Raw genomic sequence first — 18,095 nt, 5'->3', positions numbered from 1 at the left:
TCTCGATACTATAAATTTAAGCCACACCTTACAGTGTGGCTTTTTTGGTTATAATTCTTTTGCCAGTTCGTCTATAGATTCTACCAATAGATCGGGTTCTTTCGCCAATCGAAACGGAAATTTTCCCGGTCTGCGTACAAAAGCTGTTTGCATTCCAGCCCTTCCTGCTCCGGTTATATCCCATCCATGAGCTGCAACCATCATACAATCGCTTTTATTTACTTCGGAAGCATCTACAATGTATTTATAACTATCAAGATGAGGTTTGTATTTCTTTACGTTCTCAACGCTTACAATATGATCGAAGAAATGATCAATTTCAGCAAATTCCAATTGTTTTTGAAGTACATCTGGCTTACCGTTACTGTAAGCTATCAATTTGAACCCTGAATTTTTCAAACGTTTTAAACCTGGCATCACATCTGGATACGCTTCTAGACTGGTGATTGGTTTCAAAGTTTCTTGTAATTCTTCTTCGGAAAGTTCTAAATCATATTTCAGAGCATTCATTCTTAGTACCTCCTGCGCTATTTGACTAAAGTTGTGATAGGAATCACTTACAGATTCTACAAGGGAATATTGTAAAAGTTCGGCAAACCAGATATCAGCTGCATATTCCTTACCCAGGGTTTTATTGATGCTTTCCTTCAGCGGAGACAGATCGAGAAGAGTTTCGTTCACATCGAAGATGAGTACTTTAGGAGTAGATTTCATTTCGTTTTTTAGATAAAATTACAAATCTTAATCCCGATAGTTAGACCCGGTAACAATAAAGCTAAAGAGTTCTAACTAATAAGGTGCTGGCGGATTCAAAGCCGAAGTATTACTCAACTGCTCTCCCGTGAATTCCTCTTCCTCAATTATGGTAACTGAATCTGAATAGGTACTGGAAGTAATTAAAAATACAAGAAGACTGATAGCGATTAGAAATAGAGCTTTAGTGAGAACAGATAAATACTGAACCTGTCTATCGATTTTAACTTCGTCCTGAAGACTTGCAACTATGGTTGGTTTCATAGCATAAATACTATGTAGCAGATAGGGCACTACAGGTTAATAATAAGTTCTTTCCAGGTAGGGTTAATTTGGATAATTTAAGATAGGAATCTAATTAACTGACTGCAAGTCTATTATCAAATAAAATAAGTAGGATATCAACAGGCAGAAAACTCCAAATTGCTGATGTTTACTGTATTAAACCGACTTATAAACAATTTAAAACTTTACGGGTAAATCGATTAAGTGCAAATTAGACCGATTAAATACACTAGTAGCCAGGTAATTAGAGGAACATAAATCATCAAACAGTATCCTGTTTTCAAACATAAGATTAAGAAGTGCAACTTCGCAATGAAATAACTTAATTAATGAATTTCATAACAATTGAATCCTATTATGAGGAGAAATTGAAGCCTCACCAGGAATCGAACCTGGATCTAAAGTTTAGGAAACTTCTATTCTATCCATTGAACTATGAGGCCGTTGGACGAATTTATAAAAATCGGTGTAGACTTCGATACTACATAATTCTAAAATTTACAGTCTTATTCTATATCTTTAGACTTTAAGTTCGTTAAGTATGAAAAAATTAGTTTTAGCAGTTTTCTGTTTATCAATATTCAGCACTCACGCACAGAATATTGGACATGAAAAGAGCGCATTTGCACATACCTTTTCAATTGTTGCCAGAGATACAGTGACCGGTGAAATGGCTGTAGGAGTTCAAAGTCACTGGTTTTCGGTGGGTTCCATCGTTTCCTGGGGAAAATCTGGTGTAGGAGTGGTTGCTACTCAATCTTTCGTAAATCCGGCATACGGTCCTCAGGGTCTTGAATTAATGGAAAATGGAATGCCTGCCGATATTGCGCTGGCTAAAATGGTAGATGAGGATGAAGGCCGTGCTTTCCGTCAGGTTGCATTTCTGGATGTAAACGGTAACGTTTCTGCCTATACAGGTGATAAATGCGTTCAGGCTGCGGAAGATATACAGGGTAATAATTTTTCTGTACAGGCAAATATGATGCTGAATGAGAATGTAGTTCCTGCCATGGCGAATGCCTATGCTACGAATTCAGATCTCCCTTTAGCTGAAAGAGTAGTTGCAGTGATGCTGGCCGCGCAGGAAGCAGGTGGTGACATACGAGGAAAACAATCTGCTGCTCTTATTGTGGTAGGTCCTGAAAAAACTAACAAAAGCTGGGAGGATAAAAAAGTAGATCTTAGAGTGGATGATCACGAAACACCAATCAAGGAACTTGGAAGACTACTGAAGGTTCATCGTGCTTACGAGCATATGAATAAAGGAGATCTTGCTGTGGAAGCAAACGACATGGAAAAAGCACTTCAGGAATATGGTACAGCAGAAAAAATGTTTCCTGAAAACCTGGAAATGAAATACTGGAAAGCAGTAGCTCTCGCTAATAGTGGAAGGATGGAAGAAGCACGACCAATTTTTGAAAAAGTTTTTGCTGCAGATGAAAACTGGAAAGAAATGACCACAAGATTACCAGCTTCCGGACTACTGAGTATTTCAGAAGAAGAATTAGAGACACTTACTAAATAAGATAGATATATGATGAAATTGATGAAAATTAGTTTTTTAAGCCTTCTGTTTATAGCATTCGTTGCTTGTGAAGAAACTAAAAAAGAAGAAGAGAAAACTTCCGAAGAAAAAGAAACCGTTAGCACTGCCAATTCGATGAAAACGAATATGGAAGCAGATAGTGAGCTAAAATATAATCCTGCTCATGGCGTAGAAGGACATCGTTGTGAACTACCGGTAGGAGCTCCTCTTACAAGTGAGGGAAATACCGCGGCTCAACCTATGACCACGAGTCCTGTTAGAATGCAGAGCGCCACTCCAACGATTAATCCTCCACACGGGCAACCCGGACATGACTGTTCAGTAGCTGTGGGTGCTGAGCTCAATTAGCATTAAAATCCGAAATTTTTATATATCCATTTCGACAGAAGTTCTATGATGGACAAGCATCGTAATTTCTATACCCAAGTCCCGATTAGTGATCTGGCTATTCATGAACTTTTTCGGGATAGAAATAATTTTCAGGAGGTTCCACCAACATGGCATGTCCTGGTTGCAGATATTCGGGATTCTACCCAAGCAGTCAACGATGGCAGGCATGAAGAAGTGAACCTGGTAGCTACCGGCTGTGTGATCGCGATACTTAATTTGTCCATTTCTGAAGGGATCACTGTTCCTTTCTTTTTTGGAGGCGATGGAGCTACATTTTTAATACCTGATAGTCTTACAACTAAAGCTTTATCTGTACTCGAAAAACACAACAGGAACGTTCAGAAGAATTTTAAATTCGAACTTTCATTGGGAACTTATCCCGTAAAAGATCTTTACCGGGATGGGATCGAATTAAAGATAGCCCGAGTAAGTACTACAGAATCTCTGGTGATCCCAATTATCATGGGTCAGGGATTACTAATTGCTGAAAAACTTATCAAAGAAAGACCTAACAGTTCAACTATCGAGGTCGATGAAGTACCTGTTAATCTATCCGGGATGGATTGTAAATGGGACAAGATCAAACCACCTTTGGAAAACCAGGAAGTTTTAAGCCTTCTTATAGCCGGATGCGGCGATGCTAACTATCCTGAAGTTTACTCAGATATTCTCGAAAAGCTCAACGAAATCTACGGTTCCACGCAGCGCAGAAGACCAATCTCTACAGACAAGCTTAAAATGTCCACCAGTTTTGACCGTATTAGCAATGACGTAAAGATGAAGTGGGGTGATACTAATATTCCGGAATTTCTGAAAGGAGTATTGATTAGCCTGTTCGGGGAATTTTATCTTAGAAACACTAATCTTGGTAAAACATACCTAAAGCGAATGGTCGAATTATCTGATAATCTAAGCCTCGATGGCAGAATTAATACAGTGATCACCGGAAGCGCAGACCAAAGAAAAGAACTTTTCAAATACTTAGATAGTATTGAAGATCAAGGCCTCATCAAATATGGTTTTCATATTAGTGAAGAAAGTATTATGTCCTGCTATGTTAGAAACATGAAGACAGATGAACATATCCACTTTATAGATGGTGGAAATGGTGGATATACAAAAGCGGCCAATGTGCTCAAAAAGAAATTGGCAAATTGACCGCTTCCATAATTATTTAATTTTTAATCTTCGTCAAGACCTCCTCTACGAGTTGCATCGCGTGGCTCTGGCCAGGTCATCTGCTCTCCGGTTCTTCGACTTTTTGGTAAGCTAATCTGTTCTCTGGAAGTCTTTTCAGGATCTTCACTAGCCATGTAAGCAAGTACCGCTGTTAGAATTACGTTATTTCTAACATCATCGAAAACGATCTTATCATAAGTATCCCTGTTGGTATGCCATGTGTAATTCCAATAATCCCAGCTCAATGAACTTAGGTTGAATGCTGGTGCTCCAGCCGCTACAAAAGAAGCATAATCAGATCCTCCTCTTCCTGGAGATCCAGGGAAATTGGTTTCAATATGTGTAGTAACGTTTTCTGGTACTTCGTACAACCAACGTCCTAAATAGTCATATGCATGCAGGAATCCATTTCCAGAAATATTCACTACCCTTCCAGTTCCGTTATCCTGGTTAAATAATGCCTGTGTATTTTCAACGATTTCCGGATGATCTTTTACGAATGCTCTGGATCCGTTTAATCCCTGTTCTTCACTTCCCCAGTGTCCTACCAGGATCGTTCTTTTTGGGTTTGGATACAACTTTTTAAGAATCCTCATCGCTTCCATCATTACGATAGTCCCTGTTCCATTATCAGTTGCACCGGTTGCTCCATCCCAGCTATCAAAGTGTGCTGAAAGAATTACATATTCTTCAGGCTTTTCTGAACCTTTGATCTCTGCAATTGTATTGAAAGTTGGAACTTCTCCCAGCTCCTGAGATTCAGCTACTACTTTTAGTTCGGGTTTATCACCATATTCTGCAAGTCGGTATAGCATCCCATAATCCTCCAGTGAAATATCGATGGTTGGAATTTCTTCGGTATATGAAGAAAACACTTTGTTTACGCCAAATCCTCGAGACCAGTACGATGAAATGATCCCGGCTGCTCCTGCTTTTTCCAGTGCCTGCGGTAATTCTCTTCTGGATAATCCGCTAGCTGAAGTACGTTCTCTCCATGCCTCACTCAAACTATCACGATCCCTTTTCATTTTTTCGAATGACTCTTCTGTAGCCCATTCTTCCCAGTTATCATCTGGTCTTCCTGTTGGCTGTGGCATTGAGATCATCACAAATTTCCCTTTAACCGACTTCAATTTATTTACAAAGTCCATGGAGTCTTTTGCTGCCGGAAGAATCATAACTTCTGCCTGTACTCCTTTTTTACCCGTAGAAGGACTCCAGGCCAGCTGTCGTGCTTCAAGGCTCTGAATCCTTGGAGAGATAAGATCAACATGTGTGATACCGCGTTCCCAGCCTTTCCATTTACCCCATTCTTCGTTTCTGGCATCAATATCCCAGCTTTTATATTTGTTTACCGCCCAGTCGTTAGCCTGTTTCATTTGAGGCGTCCCAACAAGTCTTGGACCTACAACGTCCAGTAATTCATGCGCAAGATTTTCAAGTTCTGAATTGCCTTCTGCTTCTTTTACGATCTTCTCCACCATTTCCTGGGTGCTTTGCGCAAAAGCAGCCGAAAAGGAGATAAAAAATAAAAAGGCTAAGGATAATTTTTTTGTCATAATGTAAAGATTGGTTGATGTGTTTTACAATATCGTTCTTTTTAGAACAATTGCTCTGAAATTAGACCGCAGTGGTACGAAAACGTTTAATACGGAGTTAAAATTTAGCTATATTGGCGTTCCAAAATCGTAAATTTTCACCAATGCTTCAAAGATTCGCGTTTCTCGCCATCCTATGCCTACCCTTTTTACAGCTAAATGCCCAGACTTCAGAACTTAGTGTCCAGAAGATCATGCAGGATCCGCAATGGATGGGTAATTTTCCAGATAGAGTTCGCTGGGGAATTCATAGTGAAAATGTCTATTTTCAGTATAATCCTGAAGGGAATCCCGCAGACAGTCTTTATAAAATCGCTATAAATGATCCTCAAAAGATCCTGAAAGTTTCTTCGGAAGAATCGAAAGCAATGATCCCAACGTATGGCGACTTCAGTAGTGACCGAAAGAAAATGCTGTATACAGATGACGGAAGACTTATCATCTATGATATGAATGATCGATCAAAAAAGGAATTGGTCAGTTTACCCTTCAGAATAAGTAATCCTGAATTTTCAGCTTCAGAAGATGAGATCCTATTCCATGCTGAAGACAATGCATTCATCTATCATCTTGAAAACGGAACGCTTCAGCAACTTACCAATATCAAATCTGGAACAAAAAAAGCTTCCGCAGATAAAAAACTAAACGAAAAGGATCAATGGCTTCAGGATGAAAATCTTGATCTTTTACAGGTTGTGAGAGAAAGAAAGGAGAACAGGGAAGCATCTAAAAAGTACCGTGAATCCACCAGCGAGCCGGAAGAGTTTATATTTTACCTGGACAACAAGAGCATGAGCAATTTCGTTATCTCGCCAAATGCTAAATATGCTGCATTCAGCCTTATCGATCGGGAAAGCGGAAAAAACACAGGCGTTCCTAATTATGTGGATGAAAGTGGGTATACCGAAGATCTTTCAGCCAGAAGCAAGGTTGGAGATCTAAAATATTCTGCAGAACTGGCACTTTATCAAATTGAAAAGGATACGGTACTAAAGTTTGATTTTACCAGTCTACCAGGAATTTCGAAACTGCCTGATTATACTGCAGATTATCCTGAAAAAGAATGGAAAGAAGAGCCGCGACCGGTAATTCCTTCCTCCATTAAATTTAGTCCTGAAGGAGACAAAGCTGTAGTAAACATACGCTCTACAGATAACAAGGACCGTTGGATCGTTGCTGTAGATCTTGAAACCGGAGAATTTGAAACGCTCGACCATCAACGCGATGAAGCATGGCTCGCAGGACCAGGAATTGGCTATACTTATTATGGGTATGAAACTATGGGATGGTTGCCAGACAACAAGCATATTTATTTTCAGACTGAAGAATCAGGCTATTCTCATTTAGTGATCCTGAATACGAAAACAGGGAAAAAGAAAGATCTTACTCCCGGAAATTATGAAGTTTTTGATCCTAAGATCTCGAATGATGGAAAGCACTGGTATTTCACTTCTTCGAAAGTACATGCCGGGGAAAGACATTTCTATAAAATGCCATTAATGGGCGGAGATATGGAGCAACTTACTTCCATGACCGGTAATAACGATGTTCGGTTATCTCCAGATGAATCGCAAATGGCGATCACCTATTCCTATATGAACAAACCGGAAGAACTATTTCTAAAAGAAACCTCATCTAAAGCTCAAACGATCCAGGTAACCGATGGCAGATCTGAAGCCTTTAAAGCTTATGACTGGCGTGAACCTCAACTTATTAAATTTACGGCGCAGGATGGAGCGAAAGTTCCAGCCAGACTATACCTTCCTGAAGAGGATGTGAAAAACGATGCCGCAATCGTTTTTGTTCATGGTGCTGGTTATTTGCAAAATGCTCACAAATGGTGGTCAAGTTATTTTCGCGAGTACATGTTCCATAACCTTTTAACTGATCTTGGTTACACCGTGATCGATATCGATTATCGCGGTAGCGCCGGTTATGGAAGGGATTGGAGAACTGGTATTTACCGACATATGGGCGGGAAAGACCTAAGTGACCAGGTAGACGGCGTGAAATATCTTATAGATGAGCATAATATCAATTCTGAAAAAGTGGGAATTTATGGTGGTAGTTACGGCGGATTTATAACCTTAATGGCTTTATTTACTGAAGCTGATACTTTCCAGGCAGGGGCTGCTTTAAGGTCTGTTACAGACTGGGCGCATTACAATCATGGATACACCAGCAATATTCTTAACGAACCTTCCCAGGATCCAATCGCTTACAAACGCTCATCACCCATTTATTTTGCTGAAGGCCTTGAAGGTGATTTGTTGATCGCTCACGGAATGGTAGATGTAAATGTGCATTTTCAGGATGTGGTGAGACTAAGTCAGCGTTTGATTGAATTAGGAAAAGAGAACTGGGAGCTTGCCGTTTATCCAGTGGAGGATCACGGATTCGTGGAGCCTAGTAGCTGGACAGATGAATATCGAAGAATACTGGAATTATTTAATGAAAACCTATTGGAAAAATGATGGATATCAATTTTGTAAGAGAACAATTTCCTGCTCTTGAACGGGATTTCGTTTTTATGGATAATGCCGGAGGATCACAGGTTTTAAAGCAGGTTACTAACAAGATAACAGATTACTTGCATCATTCCAATGTACAACTTGGTGCTTCTTACGCTGTTTCCAAGGAAGCCGGAGACAGGTTAAAGGCTTCTACAGAAGTTGTTTCAGAGCTTATCAATGCTTCCAGACCTGAAGAGATCGTGATTGGTTCCAGTACGACCATGCTTATGCGAATTCTTAGCCTGAGCATTAGTAAGAACTGGGAAAAAGGAGATGAGATCATTGTGACCAATACAGACCATGAGGCGAATGTTTCTCCCTGGACAGATCGTGAAAAGTCTGGCTTCAAAGTTAAGATATGGCAGGTAAATCCAGAATCTCTGGAACTTGATATAAAAGATCTTGAAAATTTATTGACAGAAAAGACGAGACTCGTTGCGGTTACTCACGCATCGAACGTGCTGGGAACGATCAATCCTGTTAAGAAATATGCTGAAATAGCACATAAAGCAGGTGCTTTGATCTGTGTAGACGGTGTCGCCTATGCACCGCATAGAAAAGTGGACGTTCAGGACCTGGATGCCGACTTCTATACGTTTAGCTGGTACAAGACTTATGGACCACACCTGGCCATGATGTATGGTAAATATGATCTATTGAGAGAGCTGGAAAGTATCAACCATTATTTTATAGACAAAGATGCTGTTCCATATAAACTGCAACCCGGAAATTTCAATTTCGAACTTACCTATGCGGTTTCCGGAATTACCGATTATTATACTGAATTGCACGATCATCATTTCGACGGAAAAGATCTTCAGTTTAAGGAAAAATTGAATAAAACCTACGAGCTTATTTCTGCCCATGAAGAAAAACTGGCCACAAGACTTCTGGATTATTTGAATTCAATTTCAGAAATAAAGATCATCGGGCAAACAAGTGCTGCTGCTGAAAAAAGAGTTCCTACTATTTCCTTTGTGCACAACAACTTCCGAAGTAATGAAATTGTAGAAGCAGTAGATCCTCATAATATTGGCATCAGATTTGGCGATTTCTATGCTAAAAAATTAATTCATGACCTTCAGCTGGAAGATAAGAACGGCGTGGTAAGAGTAAGCCTGGTTCATTATAATACCCTGGAAGAAGTTGATAAACTGATCGAAGTTTTTAAAACGATTTTTAAGTCTTAACGGTAATTTCCGAAGACACGATTAAAAGGTATTTTGAAGCCCAGTAAAATGGAATTTCTACGCACCTGATCCCGAACTACTTCCAGTACCTCTGCCTGTGCGGAGATTTCGAAAGTAAATTGATTACGAACCCGGTATGATACAGATAATTTTGCCGGGATTGTGATCACCCGAATGTCCTCTTCCAGCACATTCCCGTAATTTGGAGCATTTTGAATAAACGAAGCTCCAATCCCCGCACCAAAAAGTACATTTTCGATCTGGTTAAAGGGGTCGAAATTAACATAGGGCATAAAAGTCAACGAGTTGTAATGTTCGTTGTCACTAAGATCTGAAGCTGAAGTTCGCTGCCAGTATAGCTCGGCTCCAAAACCCGCTTTAGGCAACAGGTAGTAGATCGCGTAGATTCCCACCGCGTAATTAGGCTCAAAGCCTGAATTGGTAAAACTGTCGCTCTCCCCGCTACCAAAAACATCTTGAGAAAGATATAAGGAAGTATGGGCATAACTAATGCTTGGACCAACCTCAAAATCCTGGTATCTCTGGCTGAATGACTTAACCGAGATAAATAGCAGAACTATTACTAAAAGTTTTTTCACCTATGAAAATTTAATGACCGGGAACTTTTCTACAAAATTCCCGGCCATTTGAAATTATAGCTTTTTAAGATCTTTTACCTCAGATTTTTCGGCTTCCATAATGCTAATGGCAAAACCACCACCCGGAGCAGATTCTTGTGATAACCTGGATTTACTATTTACTCTGTACTTTTTAATTTCATAAGCCTGAGGATTCGTTTTATAATGAGCATCTTCGGCATCAGCATAGATCGTTGCGATGTATGTTTTATCCTTATCCAGGAAGTCAAATTCAATTTTTGAAGTACGCGTTTCTTCTCCGTTCACGTTCCCAACAAACCAATTATTCGTTCCCTTTGCTTTTCTCGCTACAGTGATATATTCGCCAGGTTCTGCTTCCAGGTATTCACTCTCATCCCAATCCAGTGCTACATCTTTAATGAACTGAAAAGCATCCGGGAATCTCATATAATTTTCCGGAAGATCAGCAGCCATTTGCAAAGGGCTATACATCGTTACATACATTGCCAGTTGATTAGACAGCGTACTATTTACATGGGAATTGTTATCAGGATTCAGCTTAGAAATATCCATTTCAAAGATTCCGGGAGTATAGTCCATAGGACCGCCAATGAGTCTTGTAAATGGTAATACGGTCACATGATTTGGTTTAGAACCTCCAAAAGCCTGGAATTCGGTTCCACGAGCAGATTCGTTACCTATAAGGTTTGGGTAGGTTCTTCTCAATCCAGTTGGTCTAACCGCTTCATGAGCATTTACCATGATCTTATAATCTGCAGCTTTGGTTACAGCATATAAAAAATGGTTGATCGCCCACTGCCCGTAGTGATGTTCACCACGCGGAATAATATCCCCAACATAACCGCTTTTTACAGCAGGGTAATCATACTTATTCATGAACTGGTAGGCAGTATCCATATGACGTTCATAATTCCTGATCGCTCCGGAAGTCTCATGGTGCATCATCATTTTCACACCTTTACTTTGTGCGTACTCATGAATTGCTTCCACATCGAAATCTGGATACGGAGTTACAAAATCAAATACATAATCTTTTGATTTCCCGAACCAGTCTTCCCAACCTTCGTTCCAGCCCTCCACAAGAACGGCGTCAAAACCATGCTCTGAGGCGAAGTCTATATATTCCTTTACATGCTCTGTATTGGCAGCATGTTTACCATTTGGAGTTGTTTTAGAATAGTCGGTTTTCCCGAGTTGTACTGAAGGTAGCTCATCTGTATACGCCCAGGAGCTTTTACCTGTGATCATTTCCCACCATACCCCAATGTATTTAACAGGCTTGATCCAGCTGGTATCTTCCAGTTTATTTGGTTCATTAAGGTTCAGGTTCATATTGGAGGCCAAAATCTCTGTAGCCTCGTCACTTACCATAATCGTTCTCCATGGAGAAACGGCCGGAGTCTGGATATATCCTTTATTTCCAACTGCATCTGGAGTTAACCAGGATTCAAAAACCAGGTTCTCTTCATCAAGATTAAGATTCATTAGCGAATAATCTACCAGCGCAGCTTCGTGCAGATTAATATATAAACCGTCCTTAGATTTCATCATAAGAGAAGTCTGCACTCCGGTGTTAGAGAACTGTTTCTGGGAAGCGTTCCCGGTAACCGCAGTATCAAATTTTGAACTGATCTCTGAAAGTTTTGATGTGGTATAATCATACTCCTGAGAATCATAATCGCCGGGCAGCCAGAAAGCTGTATGATCTCCGGCCATCGCAAATTGAGAATGCTCTTCTTCAATAACAAAATAGGTTAGATTCTTTTGCTCCGGAAATTCATATCGAAACCCCAGACCTTCATTGAAAAGTCTGAAGTTAAGGATCAATTTACGATCTGTGCCTTTCTGAATTAGTTCAACCTGAAGTTCATTATAGTTATTTCTTATTTCTTTAGTTTCTCCCCAAACTGGATTCCAAGTATTGTCGAAACTGGTCTTACTACTATTCTCTACTTCAAAATTCTCAAGCAGATCTTCTGAATCTTTCAAAGCCAGGCCGAGCTTGCTTTGTTTGATCACAGACTTACCTTTATAAGTCAATTCGTAAGTTGGTTCACCTGCATCGGTCAGGCTGAAGTTCATCTCAAGTTCAGCATTTGGAGAACTTAGATTCTGGGCAATAGTTAAGCCTGAAACTAGCAGGAGTAAGAGTGAGAAAATTGAAGTTTTAATCATCGTTTTATATGTAAAGTGACCCGTATAATAGGGATTTCAGAAATTAAAATTAATATTATTTATCCAATAGCCTGTCGAAGATCTTCGATTAAGTCTTCTTCATCTTCGATTCCCACGCTGAGTCTAATAAGTGAATCCACCACACCGGTTTTTTCTCTTTCTTCCTTCGGAATTGAGGCATGGGTCATACTGGCGGGATGTCCTGCAAGCGATTCTACACCACCCAGAGATTCAGCCAGTGTGAAAACTTTCAATTTTTCGACGATCTTACGGGCGCTTTCCAGCGTGTTTTCTTTTGTATTAAAGGAGATCATTCCTCCAAAACCAGACATTTGCCTTTTTGCGATCTCGTGATTGGGATGCTCTTCAAAACCTGGCCAATAGACGTCTTTCACTTTGTCATGAGACTTTAGAAAACCTGCAATTGCTCGACCATTCTCGCAGTGTCTCTGCATCCTGATATGCAGGGTTTTGATTCCTCGCAAAACAAGGAAACTATCCTGTGGACCGCAAATCGCACCACTCGCATTCTGGATGAAATAGAGTTTACTGGCGAGTTCCTTATCCTTTACAACCAACCCACCCATCACTACATCACTGTGACCTCCCAGATATTTGGTAGCACTGTGCATTACGATATCGGCTCCGAGTTCCAAAGGCCTTTGTAAATAAGGCGTGGCAAAAGTATTATCAACAGCTAAAAGCAGTTCGTGCTGCTTCGCAACTTTTGAAACTGCCTCGATATCAATAATGTTCATCATTGGATTGGTAGGAGTTTCTACCCAAATGAGCTTTGTTTTTTCATTGATATGTTGCTCAATATCTTCTGCAGCTTGCATTCCCACAAATTTGAATTTGATTCCAAGACCTTCAAAAATCTTTGTAAATAAGCGGTAGGAACCCCCGTATAGATCATTTGTGGAAATGATCTCATCACCTGGTTTAAACAATTTAAGCACTGCATCTATCGCTGCAAGCCCGGAACCAAATGCCAAACCATATTCACCATTTTCAAGACTGGCGAGTGATTTCTCCAGTGCGGTTCTGGTTGGGTTTGCACTTCGGGAGTATTCATAGCCCTGGTGTTCACCGGGTGAACTTTGGGAATAGGTCGTGGTTTGGTAGATAGGTGGCATGACAGATCCATAAGCTGGATCAACATTGTCCTGTCCTCCATGTATAGTCTTGGTATTGAACTTCAAATTAGCGGTATTTTAATCATTAGAAGGGCTTGAGTTCGCTCTCGAACATTAGCCTTCCAATGCATGAAAATCGTAGTAAACAAATGTAATCAGCTCGTAGAGCATTCACAAAATTCAATTTACCTTTATCCTCTAATTTAACACCTTATAGCCTTGAAAAAAGCAATCCTTCCAGCTTTAATGATCCTTATTCTATTCTCCTGTGCAGATGAAGAGAAAAAAAAGGAAATAGAGATCCTGGAATTTAAGCAGGGAACCGTTGAGAACAGTTATAAAGATTGTGATCCTGAAAATGGCGATTGCACTTTTATAAGTCTCAGCTACCCGGTCGCAAAAAATACTGGAAAGATTTCGAAAAGGATCAATCTAGAAGTGGAAAGCTTCCTCCAGAACACGGTGGATTTCACAGAGGCTGATAGTATACAATCTCCCCGTAAATTGGTAGATCAATTTTTACAGAATTATGAAAGAACTGCGACCGACTTTCCCGATTACGAAATTCCGTGGGAAGCCACGATTCTTGGAAAAGTAATTCAGCAGAACGAAGAGCTGGTTTCCATGGAATTTACTACAGATATGTTTACCGGTGGAGCACATGGTTATAATAGTGTGAGTTACCTCAATTTCGATGCTGAAACGGGCAAGTTATTAGTCGTAGAAGACCTCTTTTCTTCGGAATTTACCAAAAAAGCAGAGCAGGATTTTCGCGTTAAACAGAACATTCCTGAAGGTGCGAGTATTAATAACACCGGTTTCTTTTTTGAGAATGAAAAGTTCCACCTTCCAGCCAATATCGGGATCTATCCAGAAAAGATCGTATTGCATTATAATGCTTATGAGATTGCTCCTTATTCCGCAGGAAGCTTCAGAATGACTTATTCCAGAGCAGAAATTTCACAATATTTAAAAACTGAAGAAACTTTAGTGGAGTAAAATACAAGTTCATTGAGGTAGCTTCAGTTTAAGTTACTCGTGACTTGCATTTTCTAAATTAGCAGATTTCCACAAATTATAGGAAACCACTGCAGGCCAGATCACCAGCAGGCTACAAATAAATCGCTCGTAGGCTCCGTTAATATTATCGGGCATCAATGGCAAAAGTGGCGCCAGGAAGAGCCATAATCCTCCAACCCATATCGTGAACTTTTCAAGAAAAGGTTTTAAGAATTTTAGATAGGGATAGACAAGAATATGAAGTGTCAAAAATAGTCCGGCAAGGATGTACACCAGTTTTCGATGAATCTTTTCTCCAGGACGTCCCGCGTATTGATTATGTTCTGCGATCATTACCAGGTCTGCACCTATAAGAACCAGCACCGCCAGACCGATCAACCACCTTATATTATTCTTTTTCCAGGTGAAAAGTCCGATTGCCAGTGCAACATAGCCCATCGCAAGAAAGTCAAGACCCAGATCCTGTATCCAGCCATATTTGCCAATGGCCAGCATACTTATGGTGTTCTTAAAAGGATTGTGCTCTTCGTGAAGAATTATGCCAATAATATCTGCTGCTATGACCGCGAAGCAACCAAAAAGGCATAGTACTGCCGAGAGTTTATAGATCGTAGATATCTTCAAGCTTTATGAATTTTTACTCTATTAAATGATAGTTCGGGGTTTAAATTAAGATTTTTCGATGATTTCAATCTGTGAATCCTCGAAATCTCAATCACGTTTCTATTTTTTCTGAAGATTAAGGATAGCGTAGAATATATGTTTTCCCGACAAAATATTCGTTCTTTGCATTTTCCGAAAACTCTCAGTTATGAAAAAAGTCTACCATCTTTCCACCTGTGATACCTGTAAACGAATCTTGAAGGAGCTGGATCTTCCAGATGATTTTGAACTTCAGGACATCAAGACTGAAGCTATTTCTAAGGAACAATTGGAACAAATGCATAAGTTGGCTGGATCTTATGAGAGTCTTTTCAGTAAAAGAGCCAGGCTATATAAAGAGCGTGATCTAAAAAACAAATCCCTAGAAGAAACTGATTATAAGGAACTTATTCTGGAGCATTATACATTCCTGAAGCGACCGGTTATCATTAACGGAGACGAGATTTTTATTGGTAATTCTAAAAAGACCGTGGAAGCTGCAAAAAGTTCTGTACATGGATAATACCAGAATATTAGCCATTCTGGCAGCCATTGGAGCGAGCACCATTTACGGGATCAATCATACCCTTGCCAAAGGTTTAATGCCTTTGTATATCGAGCCTTTCGGTTTTATATTACTTCGAGTGACCGGTGCAGCACTCCTATTCTGGTCCATAAGTTTTATTGCTCCAAAGGAAAAGATCGCTACTTCCGACTGGCCACGTATTATTGGCTGTGCTATTTTTGGAATGGTTATTAATATGCTTTTCTTTTTTAAGGGGCTCAGTCTTTCAACACCTATCAATAGTTCGGTCATCATCACATTATCGCCAGTAATGGTTTTGATCCTTGCATCTATCCTTATAAAAGAACGCATCACTTTACTAAAAACTATTGGGATCATTATAGGAATGGCAGGTGCGCTGGTGTTGGTGCTTTTTAGCTCAGACCAGAACCAGAATGCTCCGAACATCCCTATGGGAAATGTTCTTTTTATCGTCAACGCCTTTTCTTATGGTCTATATCTCATTCTCGTAAAACCACTGACGAAAAAATATCATGCGATTACTTTGATGAAGTGGTTGTTCTTAATTGCAGTATTTATCAATCTCCCCATCACTTATACAGAATTTGTTGCTGTAGATTGGAGCAATTTACCATTTGATGCAGTCTGGAAAATGGCCTACGTGGTTCTTGGAACAACTTTTATGACCTATTTACTAAATATTTATGCACTGAAGCAGCTTTCGGCATCTACAATAAGTGCATTTATATACCTGCAACCACTTATTGCGATCACTTTTGCGATCATAGTTGGTGCAGATTCCCTGAACTGGACTAAAGGAATTGCGGCAACACTGGTATTCGTTGGCGTGTATATGGTAAGTATGAAAAAGACAAAAGTAAAGGCCTGATATTATAGATTAAATCTACAATACAGACCTTTCTATTAAATTTGATGCTGCTTAAAGTTTCGCCAGCTCTTCGCTGCTTAAATTATCTGGTCGTTTCCCGTATTTACGGGTATCTTCCTTGGTTAGAATTCTAAATTCCTTAGTTTTTGGTGTACTATCCAACTGTTTGAAAAGCTCTTCTGGCAGGGTGGTAAGTTTACGTTCTTCAAGGTCTATCCACGATCCCATCATCTCACAGGTTGCACAGTTCCTACCCTTGTGATCATAGATCTTATGAATAAATTCAAAGTACATCCCATCTTCAGAAAGTCCGTTTAACTCGAGGCTTACAGTAACCGGTTCACCAGCAAAGATCTCTTTGAAATAATATATATGCTCATAAAAAACAATAGGTCCCAGATTGTAATGAGCGAGTTGCTTTTGCCCAAAACCATTTTCCATCAAAAAGCCCATTCTTGTATGGCTCATAAAATTTATATAGGCAGAATTGGCCAGGTGCCTGTTCGCATCAAGGTCGCTCCATCTTATCTCGAATTTCTTGGTATACATGATCTTACTTTTATTCAAAACTACCAATAAATAGTATGCACGCATAACAAATTTTACCTAAGTTTATATTAAAATAGATACATGCCGCTTCTCTCAAGCAATTATCATCCTACTGGAATTTTCAAGAATGCAGACGCTTCAACGATTTATGCCGGGAAACTCAGGAAGGTCGATCTAAGCTATACCAGGGAACGTATTACTATTAGTGACGGAGATTTTATAGATCTCGACTGGAGCAGATGCGAAAAAAATTCGGAAATGCTAGTGATCCTGCTTCATGGACTAGCGGGAAGTGCAAACAGGCCCTATATGCAAGGTATGGCGCTTGCCTTTAATAATATGCAATGGGATGCCGTAGCCATGAACTTTCGAGGATGTAGTGAAGAAATGAACAGGTTTTTCCAAAGTTATCATGCCGGTGCAAGCGATGATCTGGCGGAAGTGGCAACCCACATATTGTCACTGAAAAAATATAAGAAAATTGCTCTGGTAGGATTTAGCCTTGGTGGAAATCTTCTACTAAAGTATCTTGGTGAACAGCGCAGTAGACCTAAGGAGATCATTGGAGCCGCAGGAGTTTCTGTTCCATGTGACCTGGCAGGATCACTGGGAGCGATCAACAGAATGCGAAATTTTATCTATAGTAAGAGATTCGAGATCAATTTAAAGCAACACCTGAACAAACGTGCAGAAATTTTTCCAGATCATCTCGATAAAAATAAGATCGCCTCGTGTAATTCTCTCCGGGATATCGATGAACTCTATACTTCCAGGGCTCATGGCTACAAAAATGCCGATGATTACTACGCTCAGGCGAGTGCGCAGAACTTTCTGAATGATATAGAAGTCCCCACTTTATTGATAAGTGCTAAGAATGATAGTTTTCTATCTCCAGGTTGTTATCCTGAAGAAGTCGCAGAAAATTCAGAAAATATACATCTCGAGATGCCTGCCTTCGGGGGCCATGTAGGCTTTGTAACCAGGTCTAATGTTTATTATCATGAAAAAAGGATCACCAAATTTATTAATTCCCTTTTAGATTAGACTGCATCTACCGGGCATACAATTGTTCATGCTATAGAAT

Annotated in this window: 17 protein-coding genes and 1 tRNA gene; 9 read left to right on the top strand and 9 right to left on the bottom strand. The window is 39.9% G+C overall.

Annotated elements, in window-relative coordinates; all coding sequences use genetic code 11:
• Positions 1-48 precede the first annotated feature (48 nt).
• The 3 genes from ACNI3T_RS07605 to ACNI3T_RS07595 form a co-directional block, all read right to left on the bottom strand.
• Positions 49-714: a haloacid dehalogenase type II gene (locus ACNI3T_RS07605; protein ID WP_418227303.1), complete on the bottom strand. Its 666-nt coding sequence runs from the start codon at positions 712-714 to the stop codon at positions 49-51.
• Between the two features lie 75 nt (positions 715-789).
• Positions 790-1,017 (bottom strand): hypothetical protein, encoded by a 228-nt coding sequence (locus ACNI3T_RS07600; RefSeq protein ID WP_418227302.1) that lies wholly within the window; start codon positions 1,015-1,017, stop codon positions 790-792.
• A 392-nt stretch (positions 1,018-1,409) separates the two neighbouring features.
• A tRNA-Arg gene (locus ACNI3T_RS07595) sits at positions 1,410-1,481 on the bottom strand.
• A 98-nt stretch (positions 1,482-1,579) separates the two neighbouring features.
• Between ACNI3T_RS07595 and ACNI3T_RS07590 the strand changes: the two genes are divergently transcribed.
• From ACNI3T_RS07590 to ACNI3T_RS07580, 3 genes are read left to right on the top strand one after another with little or no spacing between them, the layout of a single operon-like run.
• Positions 1,580-2,563, top strand: coding sequence for a DUF1028 domain-containing protein (locus tag ACNI3T_RS07590; protein WP_418227301.1), 984 nt, complete (start codon positions 1,580-1,582; stop codon positions 2,561-2,563).
• A 9-nt stretch (positions 2,564-2,572) separates the two neighbouring features.
• Positions 2,573-2,932 (top strand): hypothetical protein, encoded by a 360-nt coding sequence (locus ACNI3T_RS07585; RefSeq protein WP_418227300.1) that lies wholly within the window; start codon positions 2,573-2,575, stop codon positions 2,930-2,932.
• Between the two features lie 45 nt (positions 2,933-2,977).
• The gene (locus tag ACNI3T_RS07580) at positions 2,978-4,132 is read left to right on the top strand and encodes a DUF3095 family protein (RefSeq protein WP_418227299.1); all 1,155 of its coding nucleotides are present in this window, start codon (positions 2,978-2,980) and stop codon (positions 4,130-4,132) included.
• A 23-nt stretch (positions 4,133-4,155) separates the two neighbouring features.
• On the opposite strand, the gene ACNI3T_RS07575 is transcribed toward ACNI3T_RS07580, so the two are convergent.
• Positions 4,156-5,712, bottom strand: coding sequence for a M20/M25/M40 family metallo-hydrolase (locus ACNI3T_RS07575; protein WP_418227298.1), 1,557 nt, complete (start codon positions 5,710-5,712; stop codon positions 4,156-4,158).
• 143 nt (positions 5,713-5,855) lie between these two features.
• Here ACNI3T_RS07575 and ACNI3T_RS07570 point away from each other — a divergent pair, with 143 nt between their 5' ends.
• A complete protein-coding gene (locus ACNI3T_RS07570; protein ID WP_418227297.1) occupies positions 5,856-8,225 on the top strand; it encodes a S9 family peptidase in 2,370 nt (789 codons plus the stop codon).
• Positions 8,222-9,454 carry a cysteine desulfurase-like protein gene (locus ACNI3T_RS07565; RefSeq protein WP_418227296.1) on the top strand — a complete coding sequence of 411 codons (1,233 nt, stop codon included), beginning with the start codon at positions 8,222-8,224 and terminating at the stop codon, positions 9,452-9,454. Before ACNI3T_RS07570 ends, ACNI3T_RS07565 begins: the two co-directional genes overlap by 4 nt.
• Here the strand turns inward: ACNI3T_RS07565 and ACNI3T_RS07560 are convergent.
• The 3 genes from ACNI3T_RS07560 to ACNI3T_RS07550 are packed head-to-tail and all read right to left on the bottom strand — an operon-like array spanning position 9,451 to position 13,451.
• Positions 9,451-10,053 (bottom strand): outer membrane beta-barrel protein, encoded by a 603-nt coding sequence (locus ACNI3T_RS07560; protein ID WP_418227295.1) that lies wholly within the window; start codon positions 10,051-10,053, stop codon positions 9,451-9,453. The genes ACNI3T_RS07565 and ACNI3T_RS07560 overlap by 4 nt on opposite strands.
• Before the next feature lie 54 nt (positions 10,054-10,107).
• Positions 10,108-12,249, bottom strand: a complete 2,142-nt coding sequence (locus ACNI3T_RS07555) for a glycoside hydrolase family 97 protein (RefSeq protein WP_418227294.1) — start codon at positions 12,247-12,249, stop codon at positions 10,108-10,110.
• A 59-nt stretch (positions 12,250-12,308) separates the two neighbouring features.
• Positions 12,309-13,451: a cystathionine gamma-synthase gene (locus tag ACNI3T_RS07550; protein WP_418227293.1), complete on the bottom strand. Its 1,143-nt coding sequence runs from the start codon at positions 13,449-13,451 to the stop codon at positions 12,309-12,311.
• Between the two features lie 153 nt (positions 13,452-13,604).
• Between ACNI3T_RS07550 and ACNI3T_RS07545 the strand changes: the two genes are divergently transcribed.
• On the top strand, positions 13,605-14,384 hold the full coding sequence (locus ACNI3T_RS07545) for a DUF3298 and DUF4163 domain-containing protein (RefSeq protein WP_418227292.1): 780 nt from the start codon (positions 13,605-13,607) through the stop codon (positions 14,382-14,384).
• 33 nt (positions 14,385-14,417) lie between these two features.
• Here ACNI3T_RS07545 and ACNI3T_RS07540 read toward each other — a convergent pair whose 3' ends face one another.
• Positions 14,418-15,029 carry a DUF998 domain-containing protein gene (locus tag ACNI3T_RS07540; RefSeq protein ID WP_418227291.1) on the bottom strand — a complete coding sequence of 204 codons (612 nt, stop codon included), beginning with the start codon at positions 15,027-15,029 and terminating at the stop codon, positions 14,418-14,420.
• A 187-nt stretch (positions 15,030-15,216) separates the two neighbouring features.
• Here ACNI3T_RS07540 and ACNI3T_RS07535 point away from each other — a divergent pair, with 187 nt between their 5' ends.
• Positions 15,217-15,570: an arsenate reductase family protein gene (locus ACNI3T_RS07535; RefSeq protein WP_418227290.1), complete on the top strand. Its 354-nt coding sequence runs from the start codon at positions 15,217-15,219 to the stop codon at positions 15,568-15,570.
• A complete protein-coding gene (locus ACNI3T_RS07530) occupies positions 15,563-16,462 on the top strand; it encodes a DMT family transporter (protein ID WP_418227289.1) in 900 nt (299 codons plus the stop codon). The genes ACNI3T_RS07535 and ACNI3T_RS07530 overlap by 8 nt, the downstream gene beginning before the upstream one ends.
• Before the next feature lie 51 nt (positions 16,463-16,513).
• On the opposite strand, the gene ACNI3T_RS07525 is transcribed toward ACNI3T_RS07530, so the two are convergent.
• Positions 16,514-17,011, bottom strand: a complete 498-nt coding sequence (locus ACNI3T_RS07525) for an acyl-CoA thioesterase (protein ID WP_418227870.1) — start codon at positions 17,009-17,011, stop codon at positions 16,514-16,516.
• 81 nt (positions 17,012-17,092) lie between these two features.
• Here ACNI3T_RS07525 and ACNI3T_RS07520 point away from each other — a divergent pair, with 81 nt between their 5' ends.
• On the top strand, positions 17,093-18,055 hold the full coding sequence (locus ACNI3T_RS07520) for a YheT family hydrolase (RefSeq protein ID WP_418227288.1): 963 nt from the start codon (positions 17,093-17,095) through the stop codon (positions 18,053-18,055).
• Positions 18,056-18,095: the final 40 nt, after the last annotated feature.

The organism is Christiangramia qingdaonensis (genome assembly GCF_048381525.1).
Lineage (GTDB): Bacteria > Bacteroidota > Bacteroidia > Flavobacteriales > Flavobacteriaceae > Christiangramia.
Note: the sequence above shows the minus strand (reverse complement) of the source record. Positions and strands in the feature narration are given on the sequence as shown.